We start from the raw sequence: 19,652 nt of genomic DNA on the forward strand, positions 1-19,652 counted from the left end.
CTGCGAGCGGCACTGTACGGTCATGCCAATTGATGGCACGTACCTCAAGGAGGCGGCCGGGGCGTCGCTGGAGGTCCCACAGGACGTCACGGACGCGGTCCGGGACGTCATCTCGGACGTCCGCGCGGACGGCGACGACGCCGTCCGGAAGTTCACGCGGCGGTGGGACGACGTCGACCGCGAGGACCTCCGGGTGTCCGACGCGGAGATCGCTTCCGCCCGCGAGGACCTCTCGGCGGACGAACGCGAGGCGATCGACCACACCATCCGGAACGTCCGCCGGTTCCACGAGGAGCAACGCGAGCACATCCAGTCCTTCGAGCGGGAGTTCCAGGACGGCGTCGTCCTCGGTCAGCGGATCGTCCCCGTCGAGTGCGCGGGCGTCTACGTCCCGGGCGGCCGGCACCCGCTGGTCGCCGCGCCGGCGATGTCCATCGTGCCCGCGCGGATCGCTGGCGTCGACCGGGTCGTCGCGTGCGCGCCGCCCCAGCCCGACGGGTCCATCCAGTCCGCGCAGCTGTACGCGATGGACAGCGCGGGTGCCGACGAGATCTACGTCGCCGGCGGCTCGCAGGCCGTCGCCGCGATGGCGTACGGCACCGAGACCATCCCGGGCGTCGACCAGATCGCGGGCCCCGGGAACGTGTTCACCACCGAGGCCAAGCGGCAGGTGTACGGCCACGTCGGCATCGACTTCCTCGCCGGTCCGACGGAGGTCCTGATCGTCGCCGACGAGTCGGTCGACCCCGGCCTCGTCGCGACGGACCTGCTCGCGCAGGCCGAACACGACCCGAACTCGCGGCCCGTCCTCGTGGACCTCGACGAGGACCACGCCCGCGCGGTGACGGAGGCCCTCCACGACCAGCTGCCGGGCCTGCGAACCGAGGACGTCGCCCGCGAGTGCTGGACGGAGAACGGCGAAGTGCTCGTCGTCGAGGACCGCGCGGCGGCCGTCGACGCCGCGAACGAGTACGCGATGGAGCACCTCCAGTTGATGGTCGAGTCCCCGCGGGAGCTCGTCGAGGACCTCCGGAACTACGGGTCGCTGTTCATCGGCGAGCACTCGCCGGTCGTGTTCGGCGACAAGGCCGTCGGCACCAACCACTGCCTCCCGACGCTCGAGGTCTCGCGGTACAGCGGCGGCATCTGGGTGGGGACGTACCTGAAGACGCTCACCCACCAGGAGGCGACCGCGGAGGGAGCGGCCGACGTCGCACAGTGGGCCGCCCGCATCTGCGAACTCGAGGGCACCCACGCCCACCAGCTCTCCGCGGAGGCGCGACTGCGCGATGACTGACCGCCGCGACCGCGGGGGACCGATGCTGGCCGACCGGACCGCGTTCGTCACGGGCGGCAGTCAGGGGATCGGCCGGGAGATCGCGCTCACGCTCGCCGACGAGGGGGCGAACGTCGCCGTCGCGGCGCGCGGCGACGGCATCCACGACACCGCCGCGGCGATCGGCGACGGGGCGCTCGCCGTCGAGACGGACGTCACCGACGAGTCGTCCGTGGCGTCGTCCGTCGAGGCCACCGTCGAGGCGTTCGGCGGGCTCGACGTCCTCGTGAACAACGCCGGCATCGCGGGCCCGACCGCTCCCGTCGAGGAGGTGACCGTCGAGGAGTGGGAGCACACGATGGACGTCAACGTCACGGGCATGTTCCGGACCGTGAAACACGCCGCCGGGCACCTCCGGGACAGCGACGCCGGCCGCGTCGTGAACGTCTCCTCGATCAGCGGGAAGCGCCCGCTCGCGAAGCGCACGCCGTACGCGGCCTCGAAGATGGCCGTCATCGGGCTGACGCGCACGCTGGCGTTCGAGTTCGGCGACGACGACGTCACCGTGAACGCGGTCTGTCCCGGCGCGACGAAGGGGCCGCGCATCGAGGCGGTCATCGAGGCGCAGGCCGCGGAACTCGACGTCTCCTACGAGGAGGCCAGGCGCCGCCTGTTCACCGAGAACGCCGCGCTCGGCGACCTCGTCGAGGCCGGGGACGTCGCCGACATGGTCGCGTACCTCGCCAGCGAGAAGGCCGACCACGTGACGGCGGAGGACGTCAACGTCAGCGCCGGCAGCGTCTGGTACTGACGCCGACCGGACGCCCGGGACGGGGATTCAGTCCGCGGCGAGGACGGCCGCGAGGTCCTCGCACCACGCGAGCAGCCGTTCGTCGTCCCCGTACCCGCCGACCACCTGCACGCCGACCGGCAGGCCGTCGACCTCGCCGGCCGGGAGGTTGACCGCGGGGACGCAGGCGTGCGTCCACGGCACGTCCATGACGGGGTCGCCGGTCGAGTCGATGCCGGCCGGTGCCGGGCCCGGCGCCGACGGGGCGACCCAGGCGTCGACGCCGTGTTCCGCCCTGGCGTCCTCGAGGCGGTCGCGGAGCGCCCAGCGGCCGTTCCGCGCGTCCACGAGGTCGCCGACTTCGACCGCGCGGCCGTCCGCCAGGAGCTCCCGGGTGCTGGCCGCGTAGTGGTCGCCGTACTCGGCGGACAGCTCGCCGTGTTCGAGTGCGGCCTCCGCGGCGACCAGCCGCCCGTGGCGGTCGTCGACCGTCGCCGCGTCAGCGAGGACGTCGGTCTCCCGGACCTCGTAGCCGGCGTCCCGGAGCGCGGCGACGCGGCGCCGGAAGTGCGCGACGGCCTCCTCGTCGGCCTGCGAGACGTACGCGTCGTCGGGCACGCCGAGCACGGGGTCCCCGTCGGGGGCGTCCGCCGACCAGTCCTCGTAGACCACGGGCGCGGCGAGCCGGGCGCCGGCGACGTCCTGCGTGAAGTAGCCGGCGTGGTCCGCGGACGGCGACAGCTGCACGATGCCGCCGAACGGGACGCGGTCGTACGTCGGCTTCACGCCGACGACGCCGCAGAACGCGGCGGGCCGCACGATCGACCCCATCGTCTGCGTGCCGAGCGCGAGCGGCGTCACGCCCGCCGCGACGGCCGCGGCGCTCCCCGACGACGACCCGCCGGGCGTGTGCGCGAGGTCGTGGGGGTTCCGCGTCGGGCCGGGTTCGAAGTACGCGAACTCGGCGGTGACGGTCTTCCCGAAGACGAACGCGCCGGCGTCCAAAAGCGCCGTGACCACGTCCGCCTGCGGGCCGGCGAGCGCCTCCGGGGGCACCGTCGACCCCGCGCGCGTCTCGAACCCGTCGACGTGGTAGATGTCCTTCACGCCGACCGGGACGCCGTACAGCGGTGGCCTGTCGTCGGGGTCGTCCCCGGTTCCGAGCGACGCGGCGGTCGCCCGGACGCGCTCGCGCCGCCCGTCCTCGGGGACGAACGCCGCGACGTCGTCCTCGACGGCGTCGAACCGGTCGAGGCACCGCTCGACGTACTCGCTCGGCGTCGCGTCGCCGTCCCGTAGCTCGCGGACGGCGTCCGCCAGCCGGTTCTCGTGGGTCGTCATCGTGTGTCGTGAGGGTGGGCGCGCGTTTGAGTCCACGGGTCGGCGAACCCGCCGCCCGGGAGAGGGGTGTTCAGTACGGCAGGAAGTACAGGCCGACGGCGAACACGGGCGTGAGCACGATCATGATGATCATCGTGTACCCGAGGATGTCCCGGGCCCGCACCTTCGTCAGGCCGAGCAGCGGAATCGCCCAGAACGGCTGGAACATGTTCGTCCACATGTCGCCGGTGCCGTACGCGATGATGGCCTTCCCGGGCGAGACGCCGAGTTCGACGGCGGTGCCGCCGATGATGCCGCCGATGATGCCCCACTCGCCGCCGCCGCTCGGGACGAAGAGGTTCATGAACCCGCCGAGCAGCCACGCGATGACCGGGAACGTCGCCGGGGTCGCGATCTCGAGCAGGCCCTCCGCGATCAGGTCCGAGAGCCCGGAGCCGCTGATGATGCCGAGGATGCCGGCGTAGAACGGGAACTGCAGGATGATGCCGGCGGCGCCCTCGGTCGCGTCCCGGATCGCCTCCATGTACGCCCGCGGCGTCCCGTGCAGGAACAGTCCGAGCGCGATGAAGATGAAGTTGAAGAGGTTCAGGTCGAGGGCCTCGCCGATAGTGCCGACCTGCGCGAGGTAGTCGACGATGTAGACGACCATCCCGAGGCCGATGAGGTACGCGATGATGCGGCTGTCGTTGACGCGGTCGGCGGGCATGGCCGCCTCGGTGCCGCCGTCGGTCTGGGGTTCGGGGTCGGTCGGCTCGGAGAGCGCGTCCACGTCGTCGGTCTCGAGGAGGCTGGGCGCGTACTCCTCGATGCCGTCGGCGTGCTCTTCTTTGGGCGCGAGGAAGTACAGGGTGATGGTGACCGTGACGAGCACGAGCACGGCCAGCCCGAACGCGTACATCGTGAACACGGACTCCGAGAGCGGGACGACGCCGATGACGTCGACGAAGGGGTGGTCGTCGGTCGCGGACAGCAGGCCGGCGCTCGAGGACGGCCCGACGTGCCAGATGACCTGGCTGGTGTAGCCGGCCGCACACAGCAGGGGGTAGTGGAACGTCTTGCCGCGCTTGTGGCCGGCGCGCGCGACGAAGATGGCGAAGATGGCGCCGACGATGAGGCCGACCCCCCAGTGGAAGTACCCGCCCATCATGCCGACGACGCCCGTCGCGGCCGCCGCCTGCTTGTTGTCGTCCGGCCACGACGCCAGCCGGTCGAGGTAGTCGCTGACGAAGTCCGAGTCGGCGACGGCGTAGCCCGTCACGAGGATGAGGACCATCTGCATCGCGAACGTCAGCAGCGTCCAGAAGCCGCCGTACCAGTTCCGGACGTTCTCGACGGGGCCGTCCGGCGTCGCGAGGTTCGCCGCGATGTACGCGATGATGGTCAAAAGCACCGCGAACAGGAACGGGTTCGGGATCCACTTCTCCGACCAGTTGGCCATCCGCTGTCCGACTCTCTGTACTCGACTGCGGGATGTTGCCATGGGGCGTACCCTGGCGTAGTATATCATAAATGTTTGGATGAAGTCGGGGACGTACCAGGCCGCAATACTGACGCCGCACCACCGGAGCGTCCGGACGACGCCACGGAACCGCTGGTTCGACGGCGTCGGCGTTCGCGTAATGTGTGCCCTCCTACATGTCTGCCGGGCGGAACGTAGTGGGTGGCACGGGCGTCCCGCTAGCCCGAGTTCTATGTGGGCGGGTCTCGTAGCCGGCGCCGATGGCCACGGGAGGACGGTTCGACGACGTGTACGCCGGCTGGCTGGTGGTCGCGGGCTGCTTTCTCGGCTCGTTCGTCGTCTTCGGACTGTCGTACTCCTTCGGCGTCTTCTTCGACCCCGTGCTCGAGGCGTTCGGCGCGCCGCGGTCGACCACGTCCACGGCGTTCGGCGTCCAGACCGTCGCGCTGTACGTCGGCGCCGTCGGCGTCGGCGCGCTCGTCGACCGGTACGGGCCCCGGCGCGCGCTCGCCGCGGCAGCACTCGTGCTCTGTGCGGGCCTGCTCGCCACCAGCCGGACGACCTCCCTGCCGGCGTTCGTCCTCACGTACGGCGTCGTCACGGGCGCCGGCCTGAGCGTCGTCTTCGTGGTCGCGTACGCGACGCCCGCGCGGTGGTTCGACCGCCGCGTCGGCCTCGCCAGCGGCCTCGCCTCCGCCGGCCTCGGCGTCGGCATGCTCGTCGTGTCGCCGGCCGCCGCCGCGCTCGTCGCCCGCGTCGGCTGGCGGGACGCCCTCGTCTGGCTCGCGGTCGGCGTCGCCGTCGCCCTCGGCGCCGCGACCGCCCTCGTGCGCGAGGACCCCGGGTCGGGCGCGCCACCCGCGGGCGAGTTCCCGGACGGCGTCGACACGGACGACGCACGGACGCTCCGCGCGCTCTTCGACGCGGTCGCCGGCGTCGCCCGGACGCCCGCGTTCGCGCTGACGTTCCTCGGGTGGATTGCCGTCTTCGGGTCGCTGTACGTCGTCCTCGTGAACCTCGTCGTCTACGGGACTGACGTCGGGCTGTCCCGGACTGCCGGCGCGACGGCGCTGAGCGTGCTCGGCGCCGCCAGCGCCGCCGGTCGCGTCGCCATCGGCTTCTTCGGCGACCGGCTCGGCCGGGTTCGCGTGTTCGTGGCCTGTTCGGCGGCGATGGGCGCCTTCACCGCCGCGCTCGCCGCCGTCGACTCCGCGCTCGGGCTCTGGACGTTCGCGGCGGCGTTCGGGCTCGCGTACGGCGGCAACGGCGCGCTGCTCGCGCCGCTGACCGCCCACCTGTTCGGCCGCGCGAACATCAACGCCGTCTTCGGCCTCGTCTCGACATCGTTCGCCGTCAGCGGCCTCGTCGCCCCCTACCTCGCCGGCGTCGGCTACGAGTCGTTCGGCTCGTACGACCCCGTGTTCGCCGCGACAGGCGCGGTCGCCGTCGCGGGCGCGCTCGCGGTGTTCGCGGCGGACCGGACCCGCAGCGAGTGACCGCCCCGCCGAGCGCCCGCGAGAACGAACACTGAAGCCGCTGGCGCGCCTCCCTCCGGCCGATGCCGCGAATCGACCGGCTGCGCGTCTACCCCGTGAAGGGCCTCGACGGCGTCGACGTCGAGCGCGCCCAGGTCCGGCCGGGCGGGACGCTCGCCGACGACCGCGCGTTCGCGCTCTTCGACGCCGACGGCGACGTCGTCAACGGCAAGCGCACGGCCCGCGTCCACGCCCTCGACACCGACTACGACCCCGAGACCCGGACGTTCACGGTGGAGCCGCCGGCCGGCGAGACGGCGCGCTTCGACCTCGCGGACGACCCCGGCGGCGCCGAAGCGTGGTTCTCGGAGTTCTTCGACCTCGACCTCGCGCTGGAGCGCGACGACGACCTCGGGTACGTCGACCGCCGCGACCACGGGCCGTCCGTCGTCAGCACCGCGACCTGCCGCGAGGTGGCGTCGTGGTTCGACGGCCTCACCGCGGAGAACGTCCGCCGGCGGCTCCGCGCGAACGTCGAAGTCGCCGGCGTCCCCGCGTTCTGGGAGGACCGCTTCGTCGGCGGCGGCGCGCCCGCCTTCGACGCCGGCGGCGTCCGCGTCGAGGGCGTGAAGCCGTGTGGGCGCTGCGTCGTCCCCGAGCGCGACCCCGACACCGGCGACCCCACGCCGCGGTTCCGCGAGACGTTCCTCCGGCGCCGCGAGGAGACGTTCCCCGAGTGGGCCGACAGCGACGCCTTCGACCACTACTACGCGCTGATGCTCATCGCGACCGTCCCGGAGACCGACCGGGGCGAGACGCTCTCCGTGGGCGACGACGTGGCCGTCGTCGACGACTGACCGGAGGCAGGCCGGCGCGCGCGACTCGCCTCGCGGGTAGAACCCCCACGGGCCGACCGGATTCCGTGCCCCTTTCACGGAGCCCGCCCGAGCAGGACGTACTGTGGTACCGAACCCGTTCAGCGCCCTCCTCCTCGGAATCGGCCTCGCCCTCTCCCGGGTCGGGCTGATCGCCGAGGACCGCGCGCGGCGCGCCACGGAGCTGTCGTGGCCGCGCATCGTCACCGGCGTCGCGCGCATGTCCAAGAGCGCCGCCGACGTCGCCATGGTGGGCGTCGCCCTCGGGAACGCCGCCATCGCCGGCGTCGGGTTCGCCGGCCCCTACTGGGGCGCCGCGTTCAGCCTCGGCGGCGGCCTCGCGGCGGGCACCATCGCGCTCGTCTCCCAGCGGTTCGGCGCCGGCGCGTACGACCAGCTCGGCCAGGCCATCCGGTCGAGCGCCGCGCTCACCGTCGCCGCGACCCTCCCCGTCGCCGCCCTCTTCTACCTCGCGCCCGCCGCGCTCATCGGCGTGCTCACCGACGACCCGCAGGCGGTCCGGTACGGCGCCGACTACCTGCGCGTGCTCGCCGTCGGCGTGCCAGTCGCCGGCCTGAACCTCATCGGCTCTCGCGCGCTCATCGGCGCCGACGACGCCTGGACCGCGATGGTGCTGCGCGCGGGCGGCGCCGTCCTCAACGTCGCCCTGAACGCCGTGTTCATCTTCGTGCTCGGCTTGGGCGTCGTCGGCGCCGCGCTCGGCACCGTCGTCAGCAACGTCGTCGTCGTCGCCGCGTTCGCGGTCGGACTGACGCGCGGCCGCCTCCCGCTCGTCGGCGCGTTCCCCGTCTCCATCTCGCTGACCGGCCGGTACTGGCAGTCCGACACCTGCCGCGACGTCGTCTCCATCGGCCTGCCGGTCGTCGGCCGGAACTCCGTGTGGACCGTCGCGCGGTTCCCGCTGCTGGCGTTCGTCGGCCTGTTCGGCTCGCCGACGGTGGCGGCGTACATCGTCACGCGCCGCATCTGGGGCATCATGAACGCGCCCGGCTGGGGCTTCGGGCTCGCCGCGTCCAGCCTCGTCGGCCAGGAGCTCGGGAAGAACGACGAGGACACCGCGGCCTCCTACGGCCGCGAGATCGCGCGGTTCTCGGTGGCGTCGTACGCCGTCGCCGCGCTCGCCGTCGTCGCGTTCGCCCCCGAGATCGTCGGGCTGTTCGTCGACGACCCGAGCGACCCCAGCGTCCCCATCGCCGTCGGCATGGTGTACGCCGCCGCCGCGGCCATCGTCCCCCAGGGCGTCACGAGCGCCGTCGCGGGCGCGCTCGACGCCACCGGCGACACGCGCTGGCCGTTCTACAGCCGCATCGTCGGCATGTTCGGGCTCGCCATCCCCCTGGTCTACCTCGGCGCCACCACGGGCCTCGGCGTCCTCGGCATCTACCTGTCGTTTTTCGCCGAGACGGTGATCCCCGCCGCCATCAACTACTACCGGTTCGCGACCGGGAAGTGGCGCGCCATCAGCCGCAGCTACCGGCCGGACGCCGCGCTCGACGACTGACGACGGGCGCTCCCGGCCCGGACCGTCGGCGGTCAGAACCGCTCCGGCGACAGTGGCTCCAGCAGGCGCTCGTCGGCGGCCGTCGCCTCGCCGCGGATCTCCGCGGCGAGCAGGTCGGCGACGGCGGGCGCGAGCGTGACGCCGAGCCCGGACATCCCGACCGCCTCGTAGAACCCCGTGACCGCGGACTCGCCGACGACGGGGTGGCCGTCCGGCGTCACCGTGCGCAGCCCCACCCACTCGTCGACGACGCGGCCGTCCGCCAGCGGCGGCACCGAGCGGTCGAGGAACGCGTCGGCCTCGCCGCGGAACGCCTCGAGGGCGTCCACCGGGTCGTCGGGGTCGAGGACCTCGCCGTCCGCCCAGTCGGTGAGGTACTTCCCGACGTACGCGGCGTCGCCGCCGACCGGGCGGACGTAGTGTCTGGACTCGAAGATGGAGAACGGGACGGCGTGGTCGTCGCCCGCCACGACGAGAATCGGGCCGACCGTGTGCCGCAGCGGCACCGACGCGCCCGCCAGCCCGTCGACGGCCAGCGCCCACGGCCCCGCGGCGTTCACGACAGCGTCCGCCCGCAGCGTCTCACGGTCTGTCTCGACGCCGGCGACGGCGCCGTCCTCGACGAGCACGTCGGTCACTGCCTCGCCGGTGCGGACGTCCGCGCCGCCCTCGCGCGCCCGGTCGGCGAACGCCGCGACGAGTTCGTCCACGTCGAAGTACCCCTCCTCGGGCGTGTAGAGCGCGCCGCGGTAGTCGGCGCCGTCCAGGTCGAACTCGCCGAGTCGCTCGCCCGGCACCCACTCGGCGTCGTAGCCGAACGACCGCAGCGGGCCGACCGCCTCCCGCAGCGTCTCTGCGTACTCGTCGCTCTCCGCGACGGTCAGGTGACCGACGCGCTCGTAGGACAGCGCGCCGCTCTCGACGAGGGGCTCGTAGGTCGCCCAGGCGCGCTCCCGGAGCGCCTCGTCGTACTCGCTCGGGCGGGGCTGCTGGGTCGTGAACACGGCGGCGGACGCGCTCGTCGTCCCGCAGCCGAGTTCGTCGCGCTCGCAGAGCGTCACGGACGCGTCGTCCGAGCCGTCGACCAGCGCCGCCGCCAGCGTCGTCCCGACGACGCCGCCGCCGACCACCACTACGTGCATGCGGAGAACTCCCACGCCCACCGGGATAAGCACTGACCCTGCCGCCGGCAGTAGATTCATAGTAGCCGAGTGAAACGACCCGAGTTGTATGGGGGACGGAGACAGGTGGCAGACGCCGTCCGGCGACGCGGACGACGGCCGCCACGACGACGAGCAGGTACCGAACGTCGACCTCGAGACGGCGGGCGCGGCCGGCAGTGACGGCATCGGGCGACGGAAGCTCCTCGCCGTCGGCGGGCTCGCTGCCGCGGGCGCCGGCGGCTGGTACGTCTTCCTCCGCGAGGACGGCCAGTCGAGCCCGGCCGCGGTGTCGAAGCGGAACTGGCAGGCCTGGGAGGACGGCGACGCCGCCGCCTACCGCGCGACGTTCCACGCCGAGAGCCCGGCCCGCGACGCCTCCTACTGGTCCGACGACCAGTACTGGGAGGACTTCGGTCCAGACGACGGCGTCGAGGTGGCCCACGTCGGCAACGAGGTCGTCGAGGGGGGCGACGACCGCGCGGTCGTCGAGGAGGTCTACCGCCGTGACGCCCCGGATTCGGAGCCGGAGGACGTCACCAGCAACGTCGAACTCCGCACCGAGGACGGCGCGTGGAAGGTCTGGACCATCGAGTACGTCTCCAGCGAGCCCGCCGCCGAGTCGGGCTGAGGACGCGGGACATTCGGAGGCGGAGAACCGCGAGGAAGAGCCGGTGGAGGGATTTGAACGCCTCGGCCCCCGCTCGCTGCGCTCGCGGGCAGCAACGGGTGGTATCGACGCCGGCTGAATCGACGGGAGAGGCTGGAAGTGGCGTGCGCAATGAACCTCAAACCCACCCCGCCTGCCGACGCCAAGAATCGCTATCTCAAGGACAAGAAACACAGCGTCACTCGGAAGACGCTCTACAACTACGACACGACCCTCACGCAATTCTGCGAGTGGCTACACGAGGAGGGAATCGACGACCTGCGCGACCTCGATTCGGACCATCTCCAGCAATTCCGCGAGAAGCGCCTGACAAACGTCGCAACCATCACCGCTCGTAACGATATGGTCACGGTCAGAGGCTTCATCGAGTTCTGCGAGACGATTCAAGCAGTTCCGAGAGGCCTCGCGGAGTTAGTGCGTATCCCGGCGACGAACGTAGAAGACGAAATCTGTGACGACGTGCTGACCCGTGAGGAAGCGAATGCCATTCTCGACCACCTCGGGAAGTTCGAGTACGCGAGCGACCGCCACGTCATCTTCCTCATCCTGTGGAAGACAGGGATGCGTCTGAGTGGACTTCGAGCGCTGGATGTGGACGACTTCGATGAAGCCCGACCAGCGCTGGAGATACGCCACCGTCCCTCCACGGGAACGCCGCTGAAGAAGAAGGAGAAGGGCGAGCGCGACGTACTCGTCTCCCGAGAAACAGGCGAAATCATCGTGGATTACATCGAGAACCAGCGGCCTGACGTGAGGGACGAATATGGCAGAGAACCCCTGATTGCCACGGAACACGGTCGGCGCGCACGAACGACGATTCAGCGCTTGGTCTACACGGCCACCCGACCGTGCCACTACACGAATGACTGTCCGTTCGATGAAGACCCGGAGACGTGCGAGGCGGCCACTTGGAATGGGGCGTCACAATGCCCCGGGTCAGTTAGCCCCCACGCGCTCCGGCGAGGGTACGTCACCGCGGCTCGGAACGCAGGCCAGCCAAAGGACGTGACTGGCGAGCGGGTGAATATGACAGGCCGTGTGCTTGACAAGCACTACGACAAAGGCTCGCACGACGAGAAAGCAAAGAGGCGACAAGACCATCTCAGGGATATTTAGTATCTGGACTCACACCTCCGCGGTATGTTGCGAAGGGTAGGGTCGATTCTTCAATTCATCTTCGTCGTTCTCTTCGCCCTTCTCATCCTCCTGCCAATATTGATTGTTCTCGCCGTCCTCCAACGGATTGCTCGACTTCCGGTCGTTCTCGGAACGTCTCTCCGACCTGAACTGGTCCTTCGAAAATTCGCGTTTAGCGTTTTCCAACCCGAGGTGATGAGAGACTTCCGTGACGACGTTCTCCATATCGTCGAGAGTAGACTGGAAGAAGACGAGGATTGGGAACGTTGGGGCCTTCTCCGAGAAATTGACCAAGCAAGGGAGAATGCTGATGATAGCCTTCGAGAAGGCGAGTTCACATTCTCTATACTCGGTGGCTTGTCTGCCCTTCTGGTTGGTAGTCACCTTGGGATGGATTATCTCGGTGTAGTACTGACCCTCGTTACAATCTTCTTCTCTATCTTGGTCACTGCTCGGCTAATCTTCGTGGAGGTACTTGCCTTTAGGAGTGAAGACCATCGCCACGAACCGCTCAGGAGGCTCGCGGTTCTACGGGCTTGGAATCGTGGCCCGTTGAACGAGGGTGGAGAAATTGGCATTGCGGTCGCTTCTGCGTTCGCGTCAAAAAGTCAACTCGGGTACAACTTGGGGTTGATACTACTGGGGTCTATTGCAGGGGTATTCCACGAGGATGATGGCAAGTGGCGAGCCGAATAATTATGGAAACCCTCGGGAACGCGCCGGGCCACCGCGCTCGCAGCAATCATTTACTCCCGGATGAACCCACGAATCCTGCCGAGTTCCGGGTTCAATTCTCTGCTCCAGACGGCTGAGGAGTTAAGTAAGAGCGCCGCTATCTGTCCATTACGTCTCTTCCGCAAAGGGAAGCCGGTGGAGGGATTTGAACCCTCGGCCTATTCCTTACGAAGGAATCGCTCTAGCCAGTCTGAGCTACACCGGCAGACTCGTCGCGCTCGTCTGCCGAGCCCCGCCGCCCGCGACGGGACACCGGCGCGGTGTGCTCGTCGGGTCGCACCTGTCTGTAGCCGGAAGGCGAAAATAAGGGTGTCGAATTACCGCCGCTCGAGGCGGACGTCGAGGACGACGTTGTACTCGTGGGGCGCGTACGAGCGGACGGTCCGCCTGGTCTCGACGGTCACGTCGTAGTCGCGGCCGGCGGCGTCCCGGACGGCGCGCTCGCCCGGCCCGAAGCGGTCGTCCTCGTGCTGGATGTCGTAGTAGTGGAGGACGCAGTCGTCCCCGGCGAGCGCGACGGCGGTGTCGAGGAACTCGTCGGCCGTGTGGGGGAGGTTCATCACGACGCGGTCCGCCCAGTCCTCGTAGCCGCCGCGCTCGCGCCCGCCGTCGCTCTGCGCCCCGCCGGCGGCCCCCGAGACGACGTCCCGTACGTCGCCGGCGACGGCGGTGACGCGGTCCGCGACGTCGTTCCGCTCGGCGTTCCGCCGCAGGTACTCGACCGCGGTCTCGTTGATGTCCGTCGCGACGACCTCGGCGCCCGCCTTCGCCATCGGGACGGCGTACGGGCCGACGCCCGCGAACATGTCGAACGCGCGCTCGCCCCGGGCGACCTGTTCGACGACGCGGTGGCGCTCGGTCGCGAGCCGCGGCGAGAAGTACACCGCGGCGAGGTCGAGTTCGAACTCGCAGCCGTACTCCGTGTGGACGGTCTCCGTGCCGTCGCCCGCCACGACGTCCCAGTCGCGGACGCGCTCGGTCCCCTTGATCTTCGACGCGCGGTTCACGACGGTCTTCGCGCGGACGTCCGACCGCATCACCGCGTCCGCGATCTCGCGGGCGCGCTCGGGGTCGTCCTCGTCCAGGATGACGACGTCGCCGAGGCGCTCGTACGTCGGCTCGAACCCCAGCAGGTCCGCCGGCGTCGTCGGCGTCTCGCGGGCCGGCGCGTCGAAGTCGACGACCGCGAGGTCGCCGGGGACGGCGTCTGGGTCCGCGACGGGGATGTACAGCTGTCCGTCCTCGTGCGTGATGGCGTACTCGTCGACGAGGAGGTCCGCGTCGGCGAGGCGCTGTCTGGTGGCCTCGCCGTCCTCGACCGGCACGCGGACGCACGGCACTGGCATCGTCTCTCCTCCGGCCGGCGCGCCCTTCCCGGTTTCGCTTCCCGGCGGCGCCGGCCGCGCGCGGTCCGGCGGCGGGCGACTCGAAACCCCTACGGCGTCCGGCCCGCTACCGGACGTATGCTCACGTTCGTCGGACTCGGGCTCTACGACGAGCGCTCGGTCACCGTCGAGGGCGCCGACGCCGTCGCCGACGCCGACCGCGCGTTCGCGGAGTTCTACACGAGCCGGCTGGTCGGCGCGGACGTCGCCGACCTCGAGGCCTACCACGGCACGGAGATCGAGGTCCTGGACCGCGCGGGCGTCGAGGGGAACCCCGAGCCGATTCTGGCGGCCGCCGAGGACGGGGACGCCGTCTTCCTCACGGCCGGCGACACGATGATCTCGACGACGCACGTCGACCTCCGGTTGCGCGCCGCGGAGCGCGGCGTCGACACGCGCGTGATCCACGCGCCGACCGCGGAGTCCGCGGCGTCCAGCCTGACCGGCCTCCAGAACTACCGGTTCGGAAAAGCCACCACGCTGCCCTTCGAGTGGGCGCACGGCGCCGACGGCGTCCCGAGTTCGGTCGTCGAGACGGTCGAAGCGAACCGCGAGCGCGGCCTCCACACGCTCGCCTACCTCGACATCAAGGTCGACCACCCGCGCGCCGACGGCGACGCGTACATGACCGCGAGCCACGCCGCCGGCCTGCTCGCCGAGCACTGGGACGCCGACGCGCTCGGCGTGGTCGTCGCGCGCGCCGGCGCGCCGGACGCCACCGTGCGCGCGGCCCGCCTCTCGGCGCTCGCCGACGCGGACTTCGGCGACCCCCTGCACCTGCTCGTGCTCCCGGGCGACCTCCACCACGTCGAGGCGGACGCGCTCGCCGGGCTCGCGGACGCGCCCGCCGACGCTCTCGACGCGCACCGCGTCTGACCGTCACTCCCCGGGCGGCGCGCCCTCGGCGGCGTCCAGCGTGCGCTTCAGGTCCAGCACGGGGCTCCCGTCCGCCATGTACACGCCGTCGACGTCGAGCGTGCCGGCGGCCTCGTCGACTGCGAGGACCTCGCAGGCGGTGAGACAGACGGGGTTCGGGCGCGCCGGCGACCGCGTGGTGAACACGCCGCGGTCGCCGCCGCGGACGCGCAGCACGGAGCGGTCCGCGCGGTCCGCCCACCACATCACGAGGACGGTGTCACCGACCTCGAACCCGGTGAGGCCGCGGCGGTACTGCTCGTCGACCCGGACGGTGCCGCTCTGGTCGCCGCGGAACCCCTGGCGGGGCGCCGCGTCCGTGGTCGCGAACGGCGTCTCGACGTGGCCGATCGGCTCGCAGTCCATGCGCTCCCTACTGCGACCAGCGAGAAAAGCGAGGCGGTGGACCGGCAACCGCCGAGCAACTGGCGAGTACGTCCGGCCGAACGGGGACTGCGTCCGGCCGAACGGGGACTGCGTCCGGCCGAACGGGGACTGCGTCCGGCCGAGCGGAGACTGCGTCCGGCCGAGCGGAGACTACGTCCGATCGACGGGCGACTCCGCGGGGTTCAGGACCTCGATCTCGTGGCCGTCGGGGTCTCTCGTGAACGCGTAGTCGTAGTCGCAGGACTCGGGGTCGCGGTAGTCGTCGGCCTCGCGCTCGAGGAGGGTCTCCCAGTCGCCCACGAGGTCGTCGGTGCGCACCGCGAGGTGGCCCCACGCGTCGCCCACGTCGTACGTGCGGCCGTCGTAGTTGTACGTGAGTTCGACGGCCATCGCCTCGTCGCTGGCGCCCTCGGGTTTCACGAAGTAGTTCGCGAACGTGTCCGACTCCCAGCGGCCGGTGTGCTCGTACTCGAACTTCCGCGTCCAGAACCCGAGGTGCCGGTCGGCGTCCTCGACGCGCACCATCGTGTGGTCGAGGCTCCACTCCTCGCCGTGGTCGCGCTCGACGATCTCGACCTCGTGGCCGTCCGGGTCCGTCACGAACGCGTACGACCCGCCGCAGGAGTCCGGGTCGCGGTAGTCCTCGACGCCCTCGGCCATCAGTTCCTCGTAGGCGTCGTCGACGTCGTCCGTCCGCACGGCGATGTGGCCCCACGCGTCGCCGAGCTCGTAGTCGTCGGTGTCGTGGTTGTGCGTGAGCTCGAGGAGCGCGCCCTCCTCGTGGACGTCCTCGGGGCCGAGGTAGACGATGGTGAAGTCCTCGGCCTCCCAGCGGCCGTGTTCGACGTACTCGAGGTGGGACTGGTACCAGTCCAGGGACGCCTCGAGGTCGCCGACGCGCAGCATCACGTGGTCGAGCACGAAGTCGCTCATGTCCGAGTGCTGGACTGCGGCGTCGAAAAGCGTACCGGACGCGGAAGCCGACGCTGCCGCCACCGCGTCGACGTCGGGGCCTCAGCCGCCGAACGGCAGCGCGTCGCGGTACCCCAGCCAGACGGCGCTCCAGAGCCAGAGGACGCCCACCGGCACCGCGAGGATGCCGCGCTGGCCGGACAGCGAGAACGCCAGCACGGCGACGTCGACGCCCGTGAGGAAGAGTAGTCCGGCCGGCACGCGCGAGTCGACGCCGACCACGTGGTCGAGCGCGGCGGCGGCGAGCGCGAGCGCGTAGAGGACGGTCGCTGTCGGCCACGCCGCCAGCCTGCCGGGGACGGTCTGGACGCGGTCGAGGTACGCGAGCAGCGACGTGAACGACCCCGGGTCGGGGTGCGCGAACCCCGCCGAGAGGACGGCGTACCAGCCGCCGTCGAAGGTGACGACCACCCAGGGCAGGACGCCGGCGAGCGCTGCGAGGAGGAGGCGGCGCCGCGTCGCCGGCCGGACGGCGCCGGGCTGTCCGCGCGGGCCCGACACGGCTACCGCCGCGCGACCACGCGGAGGACGTCCTCGTCGGCGAGCACGTGGTCGCGGCCGACCTGCTGTTCGTCGTGTTTCGCGGACGGCCCCGTGACGCGCGCGAACCGGAAGCGCTCGTCGAGGGTGCCGCCGAGCTTCGACAGCGCGTCGTCGACGGTGTCTCCCTCGCGGACCACCAGCGGCTCCTCGTAGTCGACGCCCCGGCCGGGCTTGTCCATGTAGACGCGGATGAGACCGAGTGCCTCCCACATCCGCTCCTTGAGGGCGTCGAGGCCCTTCTGTTCCTCAGCGGAGATGAAGATTGCCTCCTCGGGGTCGACGCCCTGCTCGCGGAGGTCGGCCTTCATCGTGTCCACGTACGACGGCTCGATGAGGTCGACCTTGTTCACGGCGACCAGCGACGGCATGTAGACGCGGTTGTCCATCACGCCGTCCACGAGCCGGTCGATGTCGGGGTTCCCGCGGATGGTGACGGTCGCGTTCACGAACCCGTGCTGGCGGAGCACGTCCTTGACGGTCTCCTCGTCGAGGTCGAGGTCGCCGGAGGTGTTCACGTCGATGCCGTCCTTGCCCTTCTTGCGGACGGTCACGGAGGGGGGTTCCTCGTCGACGCGGATGTTCACGTCGTAGAGCTCGTCGTAGAGGCGCTCGTACTGCTCGATCTCGAACGCCGACAGCATGAAGACGACGAGGTCGGCGGCGCGGATGACCGAGAGAATCTCCTTCCCGCCGCCGCGCCCGCCCGCCGCGCCCTCGATGAGTCCGGGGACGTCCAGCAGCTGGATGTCCGCGCCGCGGTACTCCAGCATTCCGGGGTTGACGTCCAGGGTCGTGAACTCGTAGGCGCCGACCTCGCTGTCGGCGTTCGTCATCGCGTTGATGAGCGAGGACTTCCCCACGGAGGGGAACCCGACGAGCGCGACCGTCGCGTCGCCGTGCTGTTCGACGGCGTAGCCGCCACCGCCGCCGCTGCCCGACTGCTGTTTCTCGAGTTGCTCTTTCTTCTCGGCGAGCTTCGCCTTCAGCCGGCCGATGTGGGCCTCCGTCGACTTGTTGTACGGCGTGTTCGCGATTTCTTCTTCGAGCTGTTCGATTTCCTCCTCCAGACCCATTGGTGCCGGGTAGGCCGCTGCCGCCGAAAAGCGCTTCCCTTCCGCGAACGCCGCCCGACGGGTCGGCGCTCGACCGCGACGGCCGCCGTCGGGGAGTTCTTCCCAGCGGTCGTCTGCGATGATTTTCGACACGTTCATAGGACGGCTCAAGAGAGTGGGGGGTGATGCCCGACCCCTCCAACCTCCGCGACAGCACGCAGATCGTGCTTCCGGCGGCCACGCTGGAGGGGCTGCGCGACGACATCGAAGCGGAGTTCACGGTGAGCGTCCTGGAGCGCGACGGCGTCGTCCGCATCATCGGCAGCCCCGTCGTCATCAAGGAGCTCAGCGACTACCTCGTCGAGCAGGGGATCAGCGTCCCCTGAGCGGTCCCCGGCGCGCCGCCCTCCCGGTAGCGGGCCGCGAGCGGCCCGCCGCGCGCCGTTCCGGCCTCCCCGCAGAAAGAAAGGGTTAAAGCCGCGGCGACGGTTCGTGGGAGTATGGCTGAGACGATCGAAGTGCTCGTACCGGGCGGTCAGGCCGACCCAGGGCCGCCGCTCGGCCCCGAGCTCGGGCCGACGCCCGTCGACGTGCAGGCAGTCGTACAGGAGATCAACGAGCAGACCGCCGCCTTCGACGGGACGGAGGTCCCGGTCACCGTCGAGTACGAGGAGGACGGCTCGTTCAGCATCGAGGTCGGCGTGCCGCCGACGGCCGCCCTCATCAAGGACGAGGCCGACTTCGAGACGGGGTCCGGCGAGCCCAACGAGGAGTTCGTCGCGGACCTCTCCATCGAGCAGCTGAAGACCATCGCCGAGCAGAAGAAGCCGGACCTGCTGTCCTACGACACGCGGAACGCCGCGAAGGAGGTCGCCGGCACGTGCGCCTCGATGGGCGTCACCATCGAGGGCGAGGACGCGCGGACGTTCAAGCAGCGCGTCGAGGACGGCGAGTACGACGAGGTCCTCGGCGCCGAAGAAGCCGCGGCGTAAGCAGTTCGACTCCTCTCAATCGTCCGTTCTGACTGCCCGGAAGCGGAGCCGCCGGTAGTCGGCGGTCCACGCGCCGTCGTCGTGGAGGTCGTCGCGGAGGCGGCCCTCGACGGCGGCGACCACGTCGTCGAGTTCGGCGTCGGGGACGTCGGCGAGGAGGCTGTCGCCGAACATCCCCAGCCACTCCGCGAGGCCGTCGTCGCCGCCGTCGAGTTCGGTGGGGCGGTCGAAGTGGTGGGCGTCCCGGACTTCGAAGCCGTGGCCCTCGAGGCGGCCGGCGTACTCGCCGACCGTCGGGAAGTACCAGGGGTCGTCCGCCTGGTAGCCGCGCGCGTCGAGTTCGCGCTCGACGGCGTCGACGATCGTCGCGACGTTGCCGGCGCCGCCGAGCTCCGCGACGAACCGGCCGCCGGGGCGGAGCGCGGCCGCGACCGACGCGAGGACGCGGTCGTGGTCGGCGGCGGGAACCCAGTGGAGCGCGGCGTTCGAGAACGCGGCGTCGAAGTGGCCGGATACGGGGAGCGCGCGGGCGTCGCCGCGGACGAACGCGAGGTCGGGGTAGGTCGCTCGCGCGTCCGCGAGCATGGCGGGCGCGCGGTCGACGCCGAGGACGCTCGCGCCGCTGTCGGCGATGGCGGCGGTGAGGTGGCCGGTGCCGCAGCCGACGTCGAGGACGCGCTCGCCCGGCCCGGGGTCGAGGAGGTCGACGACGCCCTCGCCGTACTCGAAGACGAACGAGTGGCTGCCGTCGTAGGCGTCGGCGTCCCAGTCGTTCGGCTCGTCACCCGGTGTGGGGCCAGTCATCGGTTGGCGGACTGTCGCGCCGGGAGGGGATTACTGCTCCGCTCGGGCGGAGTTTTGCCGACCGAGCGGGGCGAGCGCCGGTCCCCGCGACCGCGCGTGCGGACGGTTCACGCGGTCCTCCCGGGGCGCTTCGACGGTTTTAAGGACGCCATGCACCTCTCT

General features: G+C 70.8%; 20 protein-coding genes and 1 tRNA gene. 11 read left to right on the forward strand and 10 right to left on the reverse strand.

The genetic code is table 11. The annotated features are described in order from the left end of the window. Positions 1–22: 22 nt before the first annotated feature. Entirely contained in the window at positions 23–1,297 is a 1,275-nt protein-coding gene (hisD, locus tag U5911_RS13035; RefSeq protein ID WP_336037429.1) for a histidinol dehydrogenase, read from the forward strand. Positions 1,298–1,319: 22 nt separating this feature from the next. Continuing rightward, positions 1,320–2,087, forward strand: a complete 768-nt coding sequence (locus U5911_RS13040) for an SDR family NAD(P)-dependent oxidoreductase (RefSeq protein ID WP_418771542.1) — start codon at positions 1,320–1,322, stop codon at positions 2,085–2,087. Positions 2,088–2,114: 27 nt separating this feature from the next. Here the strand turns inward: U5911_RS13040 and U5911_RS13045 are convergent, their stop codons facing one another. Both U5911_RS13045 and U5911_RS13050 read right to left on the reverse strand, forming a co-directional pair. Further along, entirely contained in the window at positions 2,115–3,407 is a 1,293-nt protein-coding gene (locus tag U5911_RS13045) for an amidase (protein WP_336037431.1), read from the reverse strand. Positions 3,408–3,477: 70 nt separating this feature from the next. Next, on the reverse strand, positions 3,478–4,887 hold the full coding sequence (locus tag U5911_RS13050) for a short-chain fatty acid transporter (RefSeq protein ID WP_336037432.1): 1,410 nt from the start codon (positions 4,885–4,887) through the stop codon (positions 3,478–3,480). Positions 4,888–5,126: 239 nt separating this feature from the next. Between U5911_RS13050 and U5911_RS13055 the strand changes: the two genes are divergently transcribed. The 3 genes from U5911_RS13055 (at position 5,127) to U5911_RS13065 (ending at position 8,738) form a co-directional block, all read left to right on the forward strand. Continuing rightward, positions 5,127–6,362, forward strand: a complete 1,236-nt coding sequence (locus U5911_RS13055; RefSeq protein WP_336037433.1) for an MFS transporter — start codon at positions 5,127–5,129, stop codon at positions 6,360–6,362. A gap of 62 nt (positions 6,363–6,424) precedes the next feature. Then, positions 6,425–7,198 (forward strand): MOSC domain-containing protein, encoded by a 774-nt coding sequence (locus U5911_RS13060; RefSeq protein WP_336037434.1) that lies wholly within the window; start codon positions 6,425–6,427, stop codon positions 7,196–7,198. Positions 7,199–7,301: 103 nt separating this feature from the next. Beyond that, positions 7,302–8,738, forward strand: coding sequence for an MATE family efflux transporter (locus tag U5911_RS13065; protein ID WP_336037435.1), 1,437 nt, complete (start codon positions 7,302–7,304; stop codon positions 8,736–8,738). Positions 8,739–8,770: 32 nt separating this feature from the next. Here U5911_RS13065 and U5911_RS13070 read toward each other — a convergent pair whose 3' ends face one another. Then, positions 8,771–9,880, reverse strand: a complete 1,110-nt coding sequence (locus U5911_RS13070; protein WP_336037436.1) for an NAD(P)/FAD-dependent oxidoreductase — start codon at positions 9,878–9,880, stop codon at positions 8,771–8,773. A gap of 88 nt (positions 9,881–9,968) precedes the next feature. Here U5911_RS13070 and U5911_RS13075 point away from each other — a divergent pair, with 88 nt between their 5' ends. From U5911_RS13075 to U5911_RS13085, 3 genes are all read left to right on the forward strand, one after another. Beyond that, complete coding sequence (locus tag U5911_RS13075; RefSeq protein WP_336037437.1) at positions 9,969–10,529, forward strand: hypothetical protein; 561 nt, start codon at positions 9,969–9,971, stop codon at positions 10,527–10,529. Between the two features lie 150 nt (positions 10,530–10,679). Further along, positions 10,680–11,684: a tyrosine-type recombinase/integrase gene (locus U5911_RS13080; protein WP_336037438.1), complete on the forward strand. Its 1,005-nt coding sequence runs from the start codon at positions 10,680–10,682 to the stop codon at positions 11,682–11,684. 24 nt (positions 11,685–11,708) lie between these two features. After that, positions 11,709–12,401, forward strand: a complete 693-nt coding sequence (locus U5911_RS13085) for a hypothetical protein (RefSeq protein WP_336037439.1) — start codon at positions 11,709–11,711, stop codon at positions 12,399–12,401. 169 nt (positions 12,402–12,570) lie between these two features. Here U5911_RS13085 and U5911_RS13090 read toward each other — a convergent pair. Together U5911_RS13090 and U5911_RS13095 are read right to left on the reverse strand one after the other, a co-directional pair. Further along, positions 12,571–12,645: transfer RNA gene (locus U5911_RS13090), tRNA-Thr, on the reverse strand. Positions 12,646–12,757: 112 nt separating this feature from the next. Continuing rightward, positions 12,758–13,786, reverse strand: a complete 1,029-nt coding sequence (locus U5911_RS13095; protein ID WP_336037440.1) for a class I SAM-dependent methyltransferase — start codon at positions 13,784–13,786, stop codon at positions 12,758–12,760. A 117-nt stretch (positions 13,787–13,903) separates the two neighbouring features. Between U5911_RS13095 and dph5 the strand changes: the two genes are divergently transcribed. Beyond that, positions 13,904–14,701 carry a diphthine synthase gene (dph5, locus tag U5911_RS13100; RefSeq protein WP_336037441.1) on the forward strand — a complete coding sequence of 266 codons (798 nt, stop codon included), beginning with the start codon at positions 13,904–13,906 and terminating at the stop codon, positions 14,699–14,701. A 3-nt stretch (positions 14,702–14,704) separates the two neighbouring features. Here the strand turns inward: dph5 and U5911_RS13105 are convergent, their stop codons facing one another. From U5911_RS13105 to U5911_RS13120, 4 genes are all read right to left on the reverse strand, one after another. After that, on the reverse strand, positions 14,705–15,106 hold the full coding sequence (locus U5911_RS13105; RefSeq protein WP_336037442.1) for an SAM-dependent methyltransferase: 402 nt from the start codon (positions 15,104–15,106) through the stop codon (positions 14,705–14,707). A 171-nt stretch (positions 15,107–15,277) separates the two neighbouring features. Next, positions 15,278–16,060, reverse strand: a complete 783-nt coding sequence (locus tag U5911_RS13110; protein WP_336037444.1) for a VOC family protein — start codon at positions 16,058–16,060, stop codon at positions 15,278–15,280. An 81-nt stretch (positions 16,061–16,141) separates the two neighbouring features. Beyond that, positions 16,142–16,600 carry a DUF8050 family protein gene (locus U5911_RS13115; protein WP_336037446.1) on the reverse strand — a complete coding sequence of 153 codons (459 nt, stop codon included), beginning with the start codon at positions 16,598–16,600 and terminating at the stop codon, positions 16,142–16,144. A 2-nt stretch (positions 16,601–16,602) separates the two neighbouring features. Further along, positions 16,603–17,715 carry an OBG GTPase family GTP-binding protein gene (locus tag U5911_RS13120; RefSeq protein ID WP_336037447.1) on the reverse strand — a complete coding sequence of 371 codons (1,113 nt, stop codon included), beginning with the start codon at positions 17,713–17,715 and terminating at the stop codon, positions 16,603–16,605. Between the two features lie 164 nt (positions 17,716–17,879). Here U5911_RS13120 and U5911_RS13125 point away from each other — a divergent pair, with 164 nt between their 5' ends. Both U5911_RS13125 and U5911_RS13130 read left to right on the forward strand, forming a co-directional pair. Beyond that, on the forward strand, positions 17,880–18,080 hold the full coding sequence (locus U5911_RS13125) for a VNG_1110C family protein (protein ID WP_336037448.1): 201 nt from the start codon (positions 17,880–17,882) through the stop codon (positions 18,078–18,080). A gap of 114 nt (positions 18,081–18,194) precedes the next feature. Further along, the gene (locus U5911_RS13130; protein WP_336037449.1) at positions 18,195–18,686 is read left to right on the forward strand and encodes a 50S ribosomal protein L11; all 492 of its coding nucleotides are present in this window, start codon (positions 18,195–18,197) and stop codon (positions 18,684–18,686) included. 15 nt (positions 18,687–18,701) lie between these two features. Here the strand turns inward: U5911_RS13130 and U5911_RS13135 are convergent, their stop codons facing one another. Beyond that, complete coding sequence (locus U5911_RS13135; protein ID WP_336037450.1) at positions 18,702–19,490, reverse strand: class I SAM-dependent methyltransferase; 789 nt, start codon at positions 19,488–19,490, stop codon at positions 18,702–18,704. Between the last annotated feature and the right edge of the window lie 162 nt (positions 19,491–19,652).

The organism is Halobacterium yunchengense (assembly GCF_037031165.1).
GTDB classification, from domain to species: domain Archaea; phylum Halobacteriota; class Halobacteria; order Halobacteriales; family Halobacteriaceae; genus Halobacterium; species Halobacterium yunchengense.